Origin of the sequence: Amycolatopsis sp. NPDC051903 (genome assembly GCF_044452505.1) — a bacterium.
In the GTDB taxonomy this organism is placed as follows: domain Bacteria; phylum Actinomycetota; class Actinomycetes; order Mycobacteriales; family Pseudonocardiaceae; genus Amycolatopsis.
Map to the genome: position 1 here is coordinate 75,707 of NZ_JBITBT010000020.1, position 17,536 is coordinate 93,242.

The window sequence follows — 17,536 nt, forward strand, 5'->3', positions numbered from 1 at the left end:
TCAGCCGGCCGATGCCGTGGGTGACGGCGACGGCGAGCGCGCCGAGCAGCAGCTGCCGCACGCCGGAGTGGCCGAGCGGGCGGCCGGTGAGCTTGCCGACCGCCGCGCCGCCCGCGAGCAGCGCCACGCCCGTCACCACGAGCGAGGCGAGCAGCGTGCCCGCGCCCAGCAGGTAGGGGAGCAGCGGCAGCAGCGCGCCCAGCGAACGACGCGCCCGCCGCCGGCAGCGGTGAGGGCAGTTCGTGGGGGTCGACGCCGAGTTCCTGGCGCGTGTGCAGCCACAGCGCCCGCTCGGGATCCTTCGCGACGGCTTGGGCCGTGCGCTGCGCGGTGTCGGCATCGGCGCCGTACGAGGTGAACCGCTCGACGAGTTCGTCGTGCTCCTGCTGGGGGAAGCGCTCGTGCATCTCGGCTTCGAGCGCGACCTCCGCGTGGACGAGCTCGTTCTGGTTCGTCACCGACACGTACTCCCCGGTGTCCATCGAGAACGCCCCGGCGGCCAGTCCGGTGAGCACGATCGGGTGCGGCTCCAGCCCGCCCCCGGCCGGCGATGAGGGCCGCGTTGGTGACCAGGCCGTCGACGGCACCGAACACGGTGGGCCGCAGCCGGCCCCCGGACACGTCGCGGTGCCGGTGGCTCCAGCCGGGCGGCGGTGGTTCGCGTGTGATCATGGCGGTGAGCCTGGTCCCGGGCGGGGACTTTCGCGAGCGGCGGTCCACAAAGGATCACGGGCCGGGCGGCTCGTTCGGGAACAGGATGGGGCTGAGCAGGTACCGTGTCCGCCCGGCGCGCGCTTCGTTCGCGAGCCGGGGCGCGATGGCGGCGCGCAGGTCCCCGATGAGGGCCTCGAGTTCGGCGCCGTCGAGCCAGACCGCGTGCTGGCGGTAGCCGACGAGGTCGGCCACCGGGTCCGCGTCGCGGCCGAGGTAGGCGTCGAACTCGGCGAGGAGCGCGGCGATCGCGCTGGTGAACGCGCGGCGGTGGTCTTCGGCGGTCATGCGGCGCGCGGTGTCGAGGTCGATCGTCGCGCGGTCCTGGCGCAGCCGGTAGTGGCGCTCGACCGCGCCACGCACACGCCGTTCTTCCGCGACTTCGAGGACGCCGGCGTCGGCCAGCACGTCGACGTGGCGGTAGACGGTCGCCTTCGACACGTCGGACAGCCGGGCCGCCAGGTCGGCGGTGGTCAGGGTCCGGTCGCCGCGCAGTGCGTTCACGATCCGGACCCGGACGGGGTGGGCGAGGAGCTTCAGCGGATCCACTGTCCGACGTTCTCACATCGTGCTACCGTTCGCAAAACGTGAGAAAGGTGGGGGACGTGGAGCCGGTGGCGAACGCGGTCGTGGAGCTGCTGATCGACGAGCGGTTCAAGGAGGCGGCGGCGCGCTTCGCGCCCGACCTTCGGGCGGCGGTCTCGCCCCGGGCGTTGCGGAGTGCGTGGGGGACGGCGGTCGCGGCCCACGGCCCCGCGGTGCTCGCGGGTCCCGCGACGGTGGAGCCGGGGTCGGCCGGGCTGGTGCGCGTGAGTGTCCCGGTGGGCGGATTCCGCGTGGTGATGTCGCTGGACGAGCGCGGAACGGTGCACGGGCTCCGGCTCGCGCCCGCCGCCGATCCACTGTGGACACCACCGTCCTATGCGGACGCGTCGGCGTTCACCGAGCGGGAGATCACGCTCGGCGCGGCCGGCGCGACCGTGACGGCTCCGGTGGCCGGCTGTGGCGCCGGCGTCGTGCTGCTCGCGGGCGGCGGGCCGTTCGACCGCGACGAGAGCAGCGGGCCGAACAAGCCGCTCAAGGACCTCGCGTGGGGGCTCGCGAGCCGTGGCGTGGCGGTGGTGCGGTTCGACAAGACCACGCACGAGTACGCCGCCGGGTCCACGATGACGGACGAATACGTGCCGTTCGCGCTGGCGGCACTGGACGTGCTGCGCCGCGAACCGGGGGTGACGCGCGTGTTCGTCGCCGGCCACAGCATGGGCGGCAAGGTCGCGCCGCGCGTCGCCGAGGCGGACCCGGCGGTGGCCGGCCTGGTGATCCTCGCCGGCGACGCGCAGCCGATGCACCACGCCGCGGTGCGCGTCGCGCGCTACCTCGGGCTCGACGAGTCCATTGTGGAAAGCTTCGCCCGCCAGGCGTCGCTCGTGGACAGCCCCCGCTTGACGCCGCGCACCCCGCCGGCCGACCTCCCGTTCGGCCGGCCCGCGTCCTACTGGCTCGACCTGCGCGACTACGACCCCGTCGCCACCACCGCCCGCCTCACCACACCGATCTTCCTCGCCCAAGGCGGCCGCGACTACCAGGTCACCACCGCCGACGACCTGTCCCGCTGGCTCCACGGCCTCGCCGGCCGCCTCGGCGTCACGTCCAAGGTCTACGCCACCTTGGACCACCTGTTCATGCCCGGCCAGGGCCCTTCGACCCCGGCCGACTACGCGCGCCCGGGGCACGTGGACACGGCGGTCATCGCGGACGTCGCGGAGTGGGTGGCGCGGACGGGCGCGTAGCTGTCACGGGTGCCGGGCCTGCGCATCGACGAGGTGGCAGTGGTGGCGAAACTCCGCCTCGTGCGAGCGCACGCCCCGATGGTGTGCGGAGGTGAACCGGATCCGGGGGATTCCGCTCGCCGTGCTGGAGGCGACCGACCAGCCCACCACGGAACCAGGCGATGCCGACATGCACCTGGTGTTGCGGTTCCACCACGACGCGCGTGGGTCGGGTTGGAGCCGGGTCGATGCGGCAACGGCGTGGCACGAAGCGAACTTCGACTACCACGACCTCGTGTCGGTCTCACCCGTCACCTGCTCGCCCGGCGCAGGCGAGCTGACGGGCACGGCGCCTGTGGCCCTGGCACGGCACGGCACCGCCGCACTGAATCCCGTGGTGGGGCCGCGGGGCGTGGTGTCACGATGAGGGACGTGCTCGCCCGTCCGCCGCGCCGTGCCCCGGGACGCTGGCGGGTGCGTCGAGGTCGTGCGGGGCCTGCCGGAGTACTTCACGGCCGACGTGCCGGGGAAGTGTCCACGGAGCTGCGGAGCCGGCCGGCGTGGATGGCCGTCGTCGAGGGTGTGGTGGGGTTCGCGATCGTCGATCGGCGGAGATCACGTGGATCGGCGTGGCGGCGCGCCGGCGCGGCCGGGAGATCGGCAGCCGGCTGCTGGATCACGTGCTCCGCGGCCTCGCCGCCGAGGGCGTCGAGCTCGTTGTAGTCAAACCCTCGACGCCGCGGCGGGTTACGAGCCCTGCGACGCCACCCGAGCCTTCTGGGAACGGCACGGTTTCCGGCAGATCGACACCATCGACCCCTGCCCGGCTGGCAGCCGGGGCAACCCGGCCGCGATCTACTTCGCGGCGCTGGCGCCCACTCGCGCTCCGGAAGCACCCTGAGCCGTCACCAGCCGAAGGCGCCGCCCTCGAGGAGGATGGCCAGGCCGAGACCGAGGAGCACGAGGGGCAGGAGGACGTGGCCCCACCGGGACAGCGTGCGGGCGATCGCCGGGCGGGTGGCCAGGTGGCGTCCGGCGGCGAGCCAGACCGCGACCAGCACCAGGAAGACCGCGACGTACCCCGTCGTGCCGGCGGGGCCCGCCGTGGCGAACACCGGGACGTAGACGCCGATGTTGTCGCCGCCGTTGGCGAAGGTCACGGCGGCGACCTCGAGCACCCGCGGGCCGCCGCGCTCGGCCGGCTGCTCGTCGTCGACGGGGTGGCGCCACGCCTGCACCGCGGCGCGGACGCCGAGCGCGAGCGGCAGCAGCCCGAGATAGGGGAGCACCCCCGAGGGCAGGAAGCTCGCGCCGAACGCCGCGGCGACCGCGGCCGCCAGGATGAGCGCGAAGCCGAGGTACTGGCCCGCCACGACGGCCCACGTCGCGCGCCGGTCCGAGCCGCGGCCGAAGAACAGGGCCAGGACGAGGAGGTCGTCGACGTTGGTGACGGCGAAGAGCCCCACGGCCTGACCGGCGATCGACACCCCGCCGACTCTACGGTTCGGCGACCCGGCCCGTCCCGGTCGCGCCCGGCGCGTGAACGCGACGCGATACGGCGGCCGGGCTCAGGTGCCCGGCCGCCGTTTTTTGTACCAGCGTCAGTCGACCAGCAGGTCCTCGATCATGATCGGGATGTGGCGCACGCGGACGCCCGTCGCGTTGTAGACGGCGTTCGCGACGGCCGCGGCGACGCCCACCGTGGCGATTTCGCCGATGCCCCGCGCCCCGACGGCGTTGTGGAACGTGTCGGGGTACTGGACGAAGTGGACGCCGATCTCGGGGATGTCGGCGTTGACCGGCAGGAGGTACCCCGCGAAGTCGCCGTTGGCGAAGCGCCCGTTGGGGTCCAGCTCGAGGGCCTCGTGCAGCGCCGCGGAGACGCCCCAGATCATGCCGCCCTTGATCTGGCTGCGGGCGAGCTTGTCGTTGATGATCCGGCCGCCGTCGAAGACGCCGAGCAGCCGGGAGACGCGGGCCTCGCCGGTGAGGCGGTGCACGCGGACCTCGCAGAACTGCGCGCCGAACGAGCTGAACGAGTGTTTCGTCAGCTCTTCGCCGGGCGCGGAGGACCCCGTGGCGGTCACCGAATCCCGCCCGACCGCGCGCAGCAGCTCGCCGAAGGGCATCGTGGCGGTGTCGCCGTGCACGAGCCCGTCGGCGTAGGTCACCTCCTGGCCCTCGAACGGCGCGCCCGGCGCGGACGCGAGCGCCACCAGCGAGTCGAGCACCTCGCTCGCCGCCAGCATGATCGCCGTGCCGACACTCGCCGTCGCCGTGGAACCACCGGACATGCCGCCCGGCGGGAGCTGCGAGTCGCCCAGCTTCGGGGTGATCCGCTCGGGCGCGAGGTCGAGCGACTCCGCACCCACCGCTGACATCACGCTCAGCAGGCCGGTGCCCGGGTCGGCGCCACTGGTGGCGACCTCCGCCGTGCCGTCGGCGTGGAGCGTGATCCCGACGGTCGCCGGGAAGCGCAGCGCGGGGAACATCGCCGTCGCCATGCCGACACCGACGAGCCAGTCGCCGTCGGTGTGCCCGCCCGGCCGCCGCTGCGACCACCGGAACTCGCGCGCCCCGACGTCGAAGCACTCGTCTAGGTGCTTGCTCGACCACTGCAGGTCCTTGCCCGGAGGGGCCAGCGAGCTGTTGCGCTTGCGCAGCTCGATCGGGTCCAGGCCCAGCGCCACGGCCAGCTCGTCCATCGCGCTCTCCAGCGCGAACGAGCCCGGCGCCTCACCCGGCGCCCGCATGAACGTGGTCGGCGGGATGTTCAGCGGCACCATCTTCTGGCTGATGGACAGGTTCTTCGTGGCGTACCACTCGCGCGAGGTGCCGTGCGAGGTCGGCTCCACGAACGACCGGCTCATCGGCGTGCTCGACCACGAATCGTGGCGCAGGCCCAGGATAGTGCCATCGGGGTCAGCCCCGATCGTGATCTTCTGCAGCGTCGCCGCGCGCGTGGCCGTCGCGGTGAAGACCTGCTCGCGCGTCAGCGCCGCCTTCACCGGCCGGCCCAGCGCCTTCGCCGCCGCGGCCGCGAGGAACGCCGGCGTCGACGTGCGGCCCTTGCCGCCGAACGCGCCTCCGACGTACGGGTTGATCACGTGCACCGCGGGCACCTCGAGGTCGAGGGCGCCCGCGACCTCCGTGGCGATGAGGTTGCTGCCCTGGTTGCCCGTGTAGACGGTGAGCTCGCTGCCGTCCCACACCGCGACGGCCGAGTGCGGCTCCATCGCGGCGTGGTTCTGCGTGGCGGTCCGGTAGGTGTGGTCCACCACGACCGGCGCGGCGGCGAAAACGTCCTCAATGGACGCCACGCCGTCCGCCAGCACCTCGATCTGCGGCGGGTTGCCGCGCGACTCCGGCGCGTCCTCGGCCGAGGCGAGCCCGTCGTCGAACGAGAGCAGGGCCGGCTTCTCGTCGTAGGTGACGTCGATCAGCAGCGCCGCGTCGCGCGCCTGCTCGAACGACTCCGCGACGACGAACCCGATGGGCTGGCCGTAGTGCTCGACGTCGGTGTTGCGCAGCGGCACCCAGGTCTCGCCCATGATCGGCGAGATCGGCGGCGTGCGCAGGTCCAGCCGGTCGAACGGGGTGTAGACCGCGATCACCCCCGGTGCGTCCTTCGCCGCGGTCACGTCCATGGCCGACACCTGGCCGTGGGCCACGGTGCTGACCACGACGTAGCCGTAGGCCATGCCGTCGAAGGTGTGGTCCATCGCGTAGTTCGCGCGCCCGGTGACCTTCAGCGGCGCGTCGAGCCGGTCGGTCATCGACGGCTCCCTTCGGTCAGCTCCACCAGCGCGCGCACGACGGTGCGCTTCACCAGGGAGACCTTGAACGAGTTGAACGGCAGCGGCCGCGCGCCGTCGGCGGCCAGTGCGGCGGCCTGCTCGAACGACTCCTCGGTCGCCGGCTTGCCACGCAGTGCCTCTTCGACGGCCGTGAGCCGCCACGGCACGGTCGCCACGCCGCCGACCGCCACGCGGGCGTCCGCGATGACGCCGTCGCGCACGTCCAGCGCCACGGCGGCCGAGGCGAGCGCGAACTCGTACGACTGGCGGTCGCGGACCTTGACGTAGGTCGAGTTCTCCGCCCAGTCGAGGCGCGGCACCCGCACCTCGGTGATCAGCTCGCCGGGTCCCAGGTCGTGCTCGACCTCGGGTGTGTCGCCGGGCAGGCGGTAGAAGTCGGTGAGCTTCACGGTGCGCTTGCCGGTTTTGCCGGTCAGCTCCACCTCGGCGTCGAGCGCGACGAGCGCCACGGCGACGTCGCTGGCGTGGGTGGCCACGCACGAGTCGCTGGTGCCGAGGATCGCGTGCATGCGGTTCACGCCCGCGATCGCGGAGCAGCCGCTGCCCGGTTCGCGCCGGTTGCACGGCATGGCGACGTCGCGGAAGTACGAGCACCGCGTGCGCTGCATCAGGTTCCCGCCGATGCTCGCCATGTTCCGCAGCTGCTGTGAGGCGCTGAGCAGCAGCGCGCGGGAGATCGCCGGGTACACGCCGGCGTGGCGCGCGATGTCGCCCATGCGCTCGAGCGCGCCGAAGCGCAGCCCGTCGGCGGTGTCGATGCCGCGCAGCGGGAGGTCGTTGATGTCCTGCACGCGCTCCGGCGTGAGGACGTTGAGCTTCATCAGGTCGACCAGCGTGGTGCCGCCGGCCAGGAACGTGCCGCCCGCGTCGAGGGCGGCGTCGACGGTGGTGGGTGCGGTCAGCTCAAACGGTCGCATCGGCCTGCCTCGTCTGCTCGGCTGTCTGCTCGACGGCCGCGACGATGTTCGGGTACGCCGAACACCGGCACAGGTTGCCGGACATGAACTCGCGCACGTCCTCCACGCCGTCGCGCACCGCGGCGGCCGCGGACATCAGCTGCCCGGCCGTGCAGAACCCGCACTGCAGCGCGTCCTGGTCCACGAAGGCCTGCTGGACGGGGTGCAGGACGTCCTCAGTGGACAGTCCTTCGACCGTGGTGACGGGGCGGCGCACGGTGGCCGCCAGGGTGAGGCACGACAGGACGGGTTTGCCGTCGACGTGCACGGTGCAGGCGCCGCACTGGCCGCGATCACAGCCCTTCTTCGGGCCGGTCACGCCGAGGCGCTCGCGCAGTGCGTCGAGCAGCGTGACGCCGGGATCGATGTCGAGCCGTTCGGTGGTGCCGTTGACTTCCAACGAGATGTCCACTGGATCTCTTCCCCGCTCGGTCCGCCAAGGGACGCGTTGCGGTGTGTGGTGGTGTGGTGGAATGTTCGTACCGCGCCGAGTTGTACCGGATACCTATCCGCTTCGGTATTTCCGAGGTTAGCCAAATACAATCGGGTTGGCAACGAAGCGGGTCACCTGGAGTAACTCCATGCCCCGCCATACCGCACATCGGAGACTTCGAGGTACCGCGCATGACGGTCAGCCCGCGCCGGGCGGACACCCGCCGCAACCACGACCGGATCCTCGCCGTGGCCGCGCAGTCGCTGAGCCGCTCGGCGGACCTGTCGTTCAACGCGCTCGCCAAGGAGGCGGGCGTCGGGGTGGGCACGGTCTACCGCCACTTCCCGACGCCGGAGGCGCTGATCCTCGCGGTGTACGACCGGGAGGTGTGCCACCTCGTCGAGGTGGTCCCCGACCTGCTGGAATCCCTGCCACCGGAACAGGCTTTCCGCACCTGGGTGACCGATCACCTGACCCAGTACATGATGACCAAGCGCGGTCTCGCGGACGCCCTGCGCCTGTCGCGTCCGTCGGGTTCGGGCGAATTGCCGCGGCACGCCTACGAGCAGCTGGTGGCCGCCGTCGACCGGCTGCTGCGGGCGAACATCGCGGCCGGCACCGTCCGGCCGGACCTCACGACCGCGACCCTCCTGCGGGGGCTCGGCGGTCTGCTGTACCTGCGACCGGACGACGACTGGAAACGCCAGGCCGGCGAATTGGTGGATCTGCTGTGGGGCGGAATGCGCACCGGCGACTAGTCACATTGTGACCAGCGGTCACTGGTCACAATGTGACTAGCCGGGGTGCCATTCAGGAACGCAGGTGTGCGAGCCAGCCGCCTTTCCCGGAGATGTCCGGCGCGCCCGCGAGCGCGGCCGGTTCGCACAGAAATCCGGAGACCTCCGACCCGTCGGCGAGACGGACGCGGCCGATCGCCAGCGGGGCCGGCACCGCGGCGACGAAGGCCCCGAAACCCGACACGGGCAGGTCCCACACCTCGGCCGCGATCGCGGCGCCGCCTTCGGGCACGCGGACCAGGCCGGGTTTCGGGGGCGTGGTGGCGAGCGCGTGCAGCCGGTACTCGGGCGCGGTCGACACCGCGGCGACGAACCGGCCCCCGCGGCTCGTGAGCTCGTGGTTGAGGGGCTGGCCGCGCAGGTGGGCGCCGACGACGGCGAGCCGGACCCTCGGTTCGACGGTCCGGGCCAGGGCTGCCAGCTTCGCGTCCGCGTTTGCCGGGCCGACGAACATGACCCCGAACGGCAGGCCGCCGACGGTGCCGGCGGGGACGGCGAGCGCGCACAGGCCGAGCAGGTTGGCGAAGTTCGTGAAGCGGCCCAGCGCCGCGTTCGCGCCGATCGGGTCCGCGGCCACTTCGGCGAGTGTCGGGTGACCCGTCGTGGTGGGCAGGAGCAGCGCGTCCACTGTGGACAGCACCGCTTCGGCTTCGCTTTTCAGCGCCGCGAGCGTGGCCTGATCCGCGAAGACCCGATGTGCCGGGAGGTCGCGCGCCGCGGTGATGATGGCGGCCACGGCCGGATCGACCTCGTCCGGGTGCTTCTCGAGGAACTCGCCCACGGCGGTGTAGCGCTCGGCGACGAACGAACCCTCATACAGCAGCCGCGCCGCCGCGAGGAACGGGGACAGGTCCACCGTGGTCACGGTGGCACCGGCGGCCGCGTAGTCCGCCACGGCCGCGGCGAAGGCTTCGGCCCAGCCGTCCCGGAGCGGGCCCGTCCACGCGGGCACGCCGAGCCGGAACGGCGTGCCCGCGTCCCCGAACCCCGGGGTGGCCAGGCACCGCAGCGTCAGCTCGGCCTCGGCGACCGTCCGCGCGAAGATCGACACGCAGTCGATGCTGCGGCAGGCGGGCACGACCCCGCCGGTGGGCACCAGCCCGGGGGTCGGCTTCAGGCCGACGATCCCGTTCAGCGCCGCCGGCACCCGGCCGGATCCGGCGGTGTCGGTACCCAGGGCCACGTCGGCGATGCCGAGCGCGACGGCCACGGCCGAGCCGGAGCTCGACCCGCCCGAGATGTACGCGGGGTCGACGGCGTTGCGCACCGCGCCGTACGGGCTGCGGGTGCCGACGAGCCCCGTGGCGAACTGGTCGAGGTTCGTCGTGCCGAGGACCAGCGCCCCGGCCGCCCGCAGCCGGGCGACGACCGGCGCGTCCTCGGCGGGCCGGTACGCGTAGGCCGGGCACCCGGCGGTCGTCGGGAGGCCGGCGACGTCGATGTTGCCCTTCACCGCCGCGAGCCGGCCGTACAGCGGCAGCGGCTCTCCGGCGGCGAAGCGCGCCTGCACGGCCGCGGCCTCGGCGAGCACCTCGTCCTCCGGGCGCAGGTCGATCCAGATCTCCGGCCGGTCCACCTGCTCGATGCGGCGGTAGGCCGCGCGGACCCGTTCGCGGATCACGCCAGCACCACCAGGGGCGTGCCGGGCGCGACCTGGTCGCCGGGGGACACCAGCACCTCGAGCACCTCGCCACCGGCGGGTGCCGGGATGCGCGACTCCATCTTCATCGCCTCCAGGGTGACCAGGGACTGCGCGGACTGGACCCGCGTGCCCGCTTCGACGTCGACCCGCCAGACGGTCGCGGCGAACGGTGCCTCGACGACGTGCCCGCCGGGCGGCGCCTGCACCCGGGCCGGTGGCCGGGAGACCGGTTCGGGCTTCGGGTCGAACTCGCCCGCGGCGGCCCACGCACGGCGTTCGGCCTCGAACGCCGCGGCCTGGCCGGCGCGGAAGTCCGCGATGCTCTCGGCGTTGTCGGCGAGGAAGCGCTGGTGGTCGGCGAGGCGGAACTCGCCGTCGGTGATGTCGAGCTCCAGCTGCCCGGCCGAGCCCTGCGCCCGCAGGTCCAGCAGCTCCTCGGCGGACACCGGGTACCAGGAGATCCGGTCGAAGAACCGCAGCAGCCACGGCGAACCCGGCTCGAACGCGCCGCGCTGGTGCCAGCCGCTCCACACCTGCACCGTGCGGCCGACGAACTGGTAGCCGCCCGGCCCCTCCATGCCGTAGATGCACAGGTAGGCGCCGCCGATCCCGACCGAGTTCTCGGCGGTCCACGTCCGGGCCGGGTTGTACTTCGTCGTCACCAGGCGGTGGCGCGGGTCGAGCGGCGTGGCGACGGGCGCGCCGAGGTAGACGTCGCCGAGGCCCAGCACGAGGTACTGCGCGTCGAACACCGTGCGGTACACGTCGTCCACTGTGGCCAGTCCGTTGATCCGCCGGATGAACTCGATGTTCCACGGGCACCACGGCGCGTCGTCGCGCACTCCCGTCATGTACCGCTCGATGGCTTCTCGGGTCGCCGGGTCGTCCCACGACAGCGGGAGCCGCACCTGCCGGCTCGGCACCACGAGGTCGGCCGTGCCGGGCAGGTCGGCCTCCAGTTCGCGCACCAGGCCGAGCGCTTTGCCGACGGGCAGCGCGTCGGGATCGACGTGCACCTGCAGCGAGCGGATGCCCGGCGTGAGGTCGACGATTCCGGGCACGCCTTCGGCCGCGAGCCGTTCGGCCAGCGCGTGGACGCGCAGGCGCAGCGCTAGGTCCAGGGTCATCTCGCCGTATTCGACGAGCAGGTTGTCGTCGCCGCTGCGGCGGTAGGTCACGGCCGGTTCGCCGTCGCCGGCCGCGCGGCGGGCGAGCACCCCGCCGTCGCCGAGCGTTTCACGGGTGGCCTGCAGCGGAACCGCCGGCTTGCGCCGCAGCGCGGCCGCGTGGTCGGCGTCGATCGGCACGAACCGCACGGTGTCACCCGGGCGCAGCTGGCCGAGTTTCCAGCGCTCGCCGGTGGCCACCGTGGCGGGGCAGACGAACCCGCCGAGGCTCGGGCCGTCGGGGCCGAGCAGGATCGGCAGGTCTCCGGTGTAGTCCACGGCGCCGATCGAGTACGGCGTGTCGTGGATGTTGGACGGGTGCAGCCCGGCCTCGCCGCCGTCCTCGCGCGCCCAGGCCGGGCGCGGGCCGACGAGCCGGACACCGGTGCGCGCGGAGTTGAAGTGCACCTCCCAGCCGGTGCGGTAGAAGGTCTCGATGTCCTCCGGGGTGAAGAACTCCGGGGCCGCGTGCGGGCCTTCCAGCGCGCCGATCGTCCACTGTGCACCCAGAGCGGGTCGGTCGCCGGCGGGGACGGCGCCGGCGACCGGGTCGGCGGGTTCGGGACCGGGCGTCAGCACGTCACCGGCGGCGAGCGCGCGGCCGGCGTGGCCGCCGAACCGGCCCAGCGTGAACGTCGCGGCGCTGCCCAGGAACTCGGGCACGGCGAGGCCGCCGCGCACCAGCACGTAACTGCGCAACCCGGCGGTGCCGGTGCCGACGTCCAGGGTGGCGCCGGCGGGGACGACGATGGGCGTCCACAAGGGAGCGTCGGCACCGTCGACGGTCACGGGCGCGTCGGCCCCGGTCACGCACACGGTCGTCGGCGCGGTGAACCGCAGCGTGACGCCGTCCACGGTGCACTCGAGACCCGCGGTGCCTTCGGGGTTGCCGAGCGCGAGGTTGCCGAGGCGGAAGGACAGGTCGTCCATCGGGCCCGACGGGGGCACCCCGACGTGCCAGAACCCGGTGCGGCCGGGCCACTCCTGCACGGTGGTCGCCGTCCCGCCGCGCACGACCTCGACGCGCGGCTCGTCGTCGGTGATGCCGTCGAGCGTGGCGGTGTCGTGCCGGGCGGCGGTGAACGCCGGGGCGTCGGCGGCGGCGCGCAGCTGGCCGAGGTTGGTGCGCACCCCGTGGACCGCCGTCGCGGCGAGCGCGGTGCGCAGCGCCGCCAGCGCGGCGACGCGGTCGGTGCCGGTGCAGATCACCTTGGCCAGCAGGGGGTCGTAGTGCGTGGTGATCGTCGTGCCCGCCTCGACCCAGGTGTCCACGCGGACGTCCGGCAGCGTCACCCCGGTCACCAGGCCCGCGCTCGGCCGGTGGCCGGCGCTCGGGTCCTCGGCGTAGACGCGCGCCTCGATCGCGTGGCCGCGGGGTTCGGGGACCGCGGTGAACATGCTCTGGTCGCCTTGGGCGAGCCGCAGCATCCACTCGACCAGGTCCACGCCGTACACCGCTTCGGTCACCGGGTGCTCGACCTGAAGCCGTGTGTTGACCTCGAGGAACGCCGCCTCGCCGTGGCCGGGGTCGTAGACGAATTCGACGGTGCCGGCCGAGCGGTAGCGGACCGACTCGCACAGCGCCACGGCGGAGTCGACGAGCTGCCGGCGCACCGCGTCCGGCAGGTCCGGCGCCGGGCACTCCTCGACGACCTTCTGGTTGCGCCGCTGCAGCGAGCAGTCGCGGGTGCCGAGCGCGAGGACGCGGCCGGCGCCGTCGCCGAACACCTGCACCTCGACGTGGCGCGCGCTCGTCACCAGCCGTTCGAGGAACACGCCGGTGCTGGCGAAGCTCTTGGCCGCGAGACCGCGCACGGTTTCCCACGCGGCGCTCAGCTCGGCGGGCGTCGCGCACGCCCGCATGCCGATCCCGCCCCCGCCGCCGGTCGCCTTGAGCATCACCGGGTAGCCGATCTCCGCGGCGCGTGCGAGGGCCTCGTCGACGTCGGTGAGCAGGCCCGTGCCGGGCAGCAGCGGGACACCGGCGGCGATCGCGGCCTCGCGTGCGGTGTGCTTGCTGCCGAACACGTCCAGGTGCCTCGGCGCCGGGCCGACGAACGCGATGCCCGCCGCTTCGCACGCGCGGGCGAACGCGGTGTCCTCCGACAGGAAGCCGTATCCGGGGTGGATCGCGTCGGCGCCGGTGTCGAGGGCCGCGCGCACGATCGCGTCGGCGCGCAGGTAGCTTTCGGCCGCGGGAGCGGGCCCCAGCCGGACGGCCTCGCCGGCGAGCCGGACGTGCGGCGCGGTGCGGTCGGCGTCCGAGTATACTGCCACGGCCGGGATGCCCAGCTCGCGGGCGCTGCGCAGGATGCGGACCGCGATCTCGCCGCGATTGGCGACCAGGAGTTTCACGCCGCACGCTCCGGCTCCGTGACGACCATCCGCACGGGCGTCGGGTCGAAGCCGTTGCAGGGGTTGTTGATCTGCGGGCAGTTCGACACCAGCACGAGCACGTCGGTCTCGGCGCGCAGCCGGACTTCGAGCCCGGGCGCGGAGAGCCCGTCGACGATGCCGAGCGTGCCGTCGGCCTCGACCGGCACGTTCATGTACCAGTTGATGTTGCTGACCAGATCGCGTTTCCCGAGGCCCCAGCGGGCGCCCTCGATCAGGAAGTTCTCGACACACGCGTGCTGGAACCGGGTGTGCTGCCCGTAGCGCAGGGTGTTGGACTCCTTGCTGCAGGCGCCGCCGAGCGTGTCGTGGCGGCCGCAGGTGTCGGCGACGACGGTGAGCAGCGGTGCGCCCTCCGCGGTGCGCAGCACGCTGCCGGTGGTGAGGAAGATGCTGCGCTGAGCGGTGATCGTCGCCGGCGCGCTGTAGCGCTTCGAGGTGTCGGTCGCGTCGTAGCAGAGGAAGTCGACGGCCTGGTTCCCGCCGAGGTCGACGATGGTCAGCTCCTGGCCGCGGCTCAGCACCGTGGAGAACGGCGCCCGCGCGGGAACTTCGACGTCGAGCACGGTCGTGGTCATGCGAGCCCCCTGGCGGTGAGGTAGTCGGCGGTGTTCTCGAACGCCCGCCGGGATTCCGGCGTGTGGGTCCACTGCGGACTGTCCGGAGTGGCCGGCCGGTCGCGCCAGGCCAGGACCTGCAGCGGCGTCACGGCGTAGTCCGGGCGCGGGTCGAGCGGGTGGGCGACGTTGGCCAGCAGCACCACCGCGGGGAGCTCGAGGCGCAGCTCCACCGACCGGCCGGGGCCGGCCGAGCCGGTGAACTCGAGCTCGCCTTCGGACGTGACGCGCACGCCCTGGAAGAAGGACAGGCTCGGTGGGAGGTCACGCGGACCGAGTCCGTGCTTGGCCGCGGCCAGGGTGAACAGGGGCAGCCCGGCCGGGGAGGCGCTTTCCGGGGAGCCGGCGCCGTAGCGGACGGTGTTCCCGTCCACAGTGGAGGTTCCGCACAGCGCGTCGTGCCGGCCGCTGGAGTCGGTGACCACGGTCGCGAGCACGCGGGCCTGGTCCGACAGCAGTGTGCCGGATTCGCCGAGGTAGGCGTTCCACTGCACCTTGACGGTGTCGGCGACGTTGAGCCGTTCCCACGGCTGGTCGGCGTTGAACAGCAGCAGGTGCGCGCACGCGTCGCCGGCGGGGTCGGTGAGCCGCAGCCGGGTGCCGCGGGCCAGCACCTTGTGCGTGTACCCGCCGGGGGCGACGGTTTCGGCCCAGGTCAGCGCAGCGGGATCGACGCCGCCGGGTGGATCGGGGAAGGTGCTCGCCGGGATCGTCGGCATCGTGTCGACGACCGTGCCGGCCTGGGCGCGGGCGTGGTCGCGCGCGCCGTGGGTGGTCGCGGTGCTCATGCGGCGTCCTCTCAGACGGCGGGTTCGAGGGCGGGGGCGGCGGTGCGGCGCAGGCGCAGCCAGCAGAGCCCGCCGATCAGCAGGGCGGCGGCGACGAACTCGATCGGGAAGAGCAGCATCCAGGGCGAGCCGGAGCCGGCGAGGTCGTAGATCTCCGCGCGGGGCCAGGCGATGTTGACGATCATGACCACCCCGTAGGCGACGGCGGCGACGTTGACCGGGATCGCCCAGCGGCCCAGGGAGAACAGGCCGGGCTGCGCGGGGAAGGTCCCGCGCAGGCGGCGGACGAGCAGCGGCGCGGTGACGAGCAGGTAGGCGAGGTACACGATCACCACCGAAGTGCCGGTGATCGTGCTGAACAGCGTCGGGTTGCCGACGTTCACGCCGAGCAGGCCGATCGCGAGGGCGCCGGACAGGACGGCCGGGCCCAGGGGAGTGCCGGTGCGCGCGTTCACGCCGGAGAGCCGGGCCGACATGGGCAGGGCGCCGTCGCGGGCCATCGCGTAGATCAGCCGGATCGTGCCGGTCTGGATGGTGAGCGTGCAGACGACGACGGCGATGGCGACGTCGGCGAGGAAGATCCGGCCGAAGGTGTCGCCGAAGACCGCGGTGATCACGTACGGCAGGCCGTGGCCGGCGAGCTGCCCGTCGGTGAGGCTCGGGGCGGCCATGAGCGCGGTGAGGACCACGGCGAGCCCGCCCAGCCCGGACACCAGCACCGCGCGCAGCACGGCGCGGGGTGCGGCGCGGCGGGCGTCGCGCGTTTCCTCCGCGACGGAGGCGGCGGTGTCGAAGCCGTAGAGCACGTACGCGGCCATGAGCGCGGACGCGAGCACACCCCCGACGCCGGCCGCCGAGGTTCCGTCGCTCACCGCGACGCTGTGGAGCACGACCTGCGGCCCGCGCACGGCGAAGAGCACGAGCCCGCCGATGAGCACGACCACCCCGATCAGCTCGGCGGCCACTCCGATGTCGTTGATCCGCGCCATTACGCGGACGCCGGCGGCGTTGACGAGCGTGGTGAAGACGACCAGGAGCGTGCCGAGCAGCACGGCGTTGGTGGCGCCGGTCGGCGACGTCACCGACGGGTCGCCGCCGACGAGCTGGAACCCGCTCCACACCGACGGGAGCACGATCTGCAGCGCGATCGCGGCCGCGGCGAGCGCCACGACGCAGCCGAGCAGCATCATCCAGCCCGCGAGCCAGCCGGTGAAGCCGCGGGCGAGCTGCTTGGCCCACTGGTAGACGGAACCGGCGAGCGGGAAGCGCGCGGCGAGCTCCGCGAAGACGAGGGCGACGAGCAGCTGCCCGGCGAGCACGGCGGGCCACGACCAGAAGAACAGCGGGCCGCCGAAGGAGTAGCCGAAGCCGAAGAGCTGGAAGACGGTGGTGAGGATCGAGACGAAGGAGAAGCCGGCGGCGAAGGCGGAGAACCCGCCCAGCGTGCGGCGAAGCTCCTGGCGGTAGCCGAATTGCTGCAGTTCGTCGGTGGGGACCGGTGGCGCGGGCATGGCGGGGCTCCCGTCTGCGGGCTCAATTTCGATCGATTGACCGAAATTAAGCGGCGGCGGCGTCGTGGCCGTCTCGCGCGCGTAAGGGCGGTGTTAACGAGCCGGGCGTTGTGTTTCGGGATCGGGCGCCGCGGTGTAACACGGCGGCGGGCCTGGCAGGATCGTCCGGGTGGACGGGAAGGCGACCAGGGTGGGCCGGCCGCGCGCCAGCGGTGCGGCCGCGAGCAGGGAAGACGCGCGCGAAGCGCTGCTGGACGCCGCCGGCGAGCTCTTCACCGGCGCCGGCTACGCGGCGACCACGACCCGCGCTATCGCCGAACGCGCGGGCCTGCGCCAGGCGTCGCTCTACTACCACTTCCCGGCGAAGGAGGACATCCTCGCCGAACTGCTGGCCGCCACGGTCCGCCCGTCGCTCGTGGTGGCCGACCGGCTCGTCGCGTCCCGCGCGCCGGCCCCGGCCCGGCTGTGGGCTCTGGCGCACACGGACATCCGCCTGCTCGCCGGCGCTCGGCACAACGTCGGGGCGCTGTACCTGCTGCCCGAGGTCGCGTCCCCGAACCTGGCGAGGTTCCGCGCCGACCGGGCCGCGCTGAAGGCCGCGTACGCATCGCTGGTGGACCTCGCGGGGGTGCCGTCGGCGGCGGCCCGGACGGATCTGGTCTTCGGCTTGGTCGAGAGCACCGCGATCCTGCGACGGGATTCACCGGACCTCGACGTGGCCGCCCACGCCCGCGAAGGCGCGGACGCCGTGCTCCGCGTCGCCGGCCTCCCCGACGCGGACGACGCCCTGCGAGCCGCGGCTCTGGCGTTGGTCTAGGCGCCGCGTTACTCGGCTGTACCCTGGTGCGGCCGTCGACGTTTCCCCGTGGGCACGAACCACGGCTAGCCACTTCTCTGGCTGGACACCCTCGACGCAGCTGGCCACGACGTCGTC

Annotated in this window: 14 protein-coding genes and 1 pseudogene; 4 read left to right on the top strand and 11 right to left on the bottom strand. The window is 73.3% G+C overall.

Annotation, left to right across the window (positions count from 1 at the left end):
* Positions 1-64: 64 nt before the first annotated feature.
* A pseudogene (locus ACIA77_RS32300) lies at positions 65-482 on the bottom strand (VIT1/CCC1 transporter family protein); the annotation flags it as partial.
* 244 nt (positions 483-726) lie between these two features.
* On the bottom strand, positions 727-1,260 hold the full coding sequence (locus ACIA77_RS32305) for a helix-turn-helix domain-containing protein (RefSeq protein ID WP_395889804.1): 534 nt from the start codon (positions 1,258-1,260) through the stop codon (positions 727-729).
* Positions 1,261-1,316: 56 nt separating this feature from the next.
* Here ACIA77_RS32305 and ACIA77_RS32310 point away from each other — a divergent pair, with 56 nt between their 5' ends.
* Positions 1,317-2,501 (top strand): serine aminopeptidase domain-containing protein, encoded by a 1,185-nt coding sequence (locus ACIA77_RS32310; protein WP_395889805.1) that lies wholly within the window; start codon positions 1,317-1,319, stop codon positions 2,499-2,501.
* Positions 2,502-2,592: 91 nt separating this feature from the next.
* Positions 2,593-2,907, top strand: a complete 315-nt coding sequence (locus ACIA77_RS32315; protein ID WP_395889806.1) for a hypothetical protein — start codon at positions 2,593-2,595, stop codon at positions 2,905-2,907.
* A 478-nt stretch (positions 2,908-3,385) separates the two neighbouring features.
* On the opposite strand, the gene ACIA77_RS32320 is transcribed toward ACIA77_RS32315, so the two are convergent.
* From ACIA77_RS32320 to ACIA77_RS32335, 4 genes are all read right to left on the bottom strand, one after another.
* Positions 3,386-3,967 carry a cadmium resistance transporter gene (locus ACIA77_RS32320; RefSeq protein WP_395889807.1) on the bottom strand — a complete coding sequence of 194 codons (582 nt, stop codon included), beginning with the start codon at positions 3,965-3,967 and terminating at the stop codon, positions 3,386-3,388.
* A gap of 114 nt (positions 3,968-4,081) precedes the next feature.
* Positions 4,082-6,256, bottom strand: a complete 2,175-nt coding sequence (locus ACIA77_RS32325; RefSeq protein WP_395889808.1) for a xanthine dehydrogenase family protein molybdopterin-binding subunit — start codon at positions 6,254-6,256, stop codon at positions 4,082-4,084.
* Positions 6,253-7,215 carry an FAD binding domain-containing protein gene (locus ACIA77_RS32330; protein WP_395889809.1) on the bottom strand — a complete coding sequence of 321 codons (963 nt, stop codon included), beginning with the start codon at positions 7,213-7,215 and terminating at the stop codon, positions 6,253-6,255. The genes ACIA77_RS32325 and ACIA77_RS32330 overlap by 4 nt, the downstream gene beginning before the upstream one ends.
* Entirely contained in the window at positions 7,202-7,666 is a 465-nt protein-coding gene (locus ACIA77_RS32335; protein WP_395889810.1) for a (2Fe-2S)-binding protein, read from the bottom strand. Before ACIA77_RS32335 ends, ACIA77_RS32330 begins: the two co-directional genes overlap by 14 nt.
* 212 nt (positions 7,667-7,878) lie before the next feature.
* Here ACIA77_RS32335 and ACIA77_RS32340 point away from each other — a divergent pair, with 212 nt between their 5' ends.
* The gene (locus ACIA77_RS32340; RefSeq protein WP_395889812.1) at positions 7,879-8,445 is read left to right on the top strand and encodes a TetR/AcrR family transcriptional regulator; all 567 of its coding nucleotides are present in this window, start codon (positions 7,879-7,881) and stop codon (positions 8,443-8,445) included.
* Between the two features lie 52 nt (positions 8,446-8,497).
* Here the strand turns inward: ACIA77_RS32340 and ACIA77_RS32345 are convergent, their stop codons facing one another.
* Genes ACIA77_RS32345 through ACIA77_RS32365 form a run of 5 tightly spaced genes read right to left on the bottom strand, consistent with a single transcriptional unit; the run spans position 8,498 to position 16,602 of the window.
* Positions 8,498-10,105: an allophanate hydrolase gene (locus ACIA77_RS32345; protein ID WP_395889813.1), complete on the bottom strand. Its 1,608-nt coding sequence runs from the start codon at positions 10,103-10,105 to the stop codon at positions 8,498-8,500.
* Positions 10,102-13,647, bottom strand: a complete 3,546-nt coding sequence (gene uca / locus ACIA77_RS32350) for an urea carboxylase (protein ID WP_395889815.1) — start codon at positions 13,645-13,647, stop codon at positions 10,102-10,104. Before uca ends, ACIA77_RS32345 begins: the two co-directional genes overlap by 4 nt.
* Complete coding sequence (locus ACIA77_RS32355; RefSeq protein WP_395889816.1) at positions 13,644-14,264, bottom strand: urea amidolyase associated protein UAAP2; 621 nt, start codon at positions 14,262-14,264, stop codon at positions 13,644-13,646. Before ACIA77_RS32355 ends, uca begins: the two co-directional genes overlap by 4 nt.
* Positions 14,261-15,091 (bottom strand): urea amidolyase associated protein UAAP1, encoded by an 831-nt coding sequence (locus ACIA77_RS32360; protein WP_395889817.1) that lies wholly within the window; start codon positions 15,089-15,091, stop codon positions 14,261-14,263. Before ACIA77_RS32360 ends, ACIA77_RS32355 begins: the two co-directional genes overlap by 4 nt.
* A gap of 11 nt (positions 15,092-15,102) precedes the next feature.
* A complete protein-coding gene (locus ACIA77_RS32365) occupies positions 15,103-16,602 on the bottom strand; it encodes an amino acid permease (protein ID WP_395889818.1) in 1,500 nt (499 codons plus the stop codon).
* 169 nt (positions 16,603-16,771) lie between these two features.
* Between ACIA77_RS32365 and ACIA77_RS32370 the strand changes: the two genes are divergently transcribed.
* Positions 16,772-17,419 carry a TetR/AcrR family transcriptional regulator gene (locus ACIA77_RS32370; RefSeq protein WP_395889819.1) on the top strand — a complete coding sequence of 216 codons (648 nt, stop codon included), beginning with the start codon at positions 16,772-16,774 and terminating at the stop codon, positions 17,417-17,419.
* Positions 17,420-17,536: the final 117 nt, after the last annotated feature.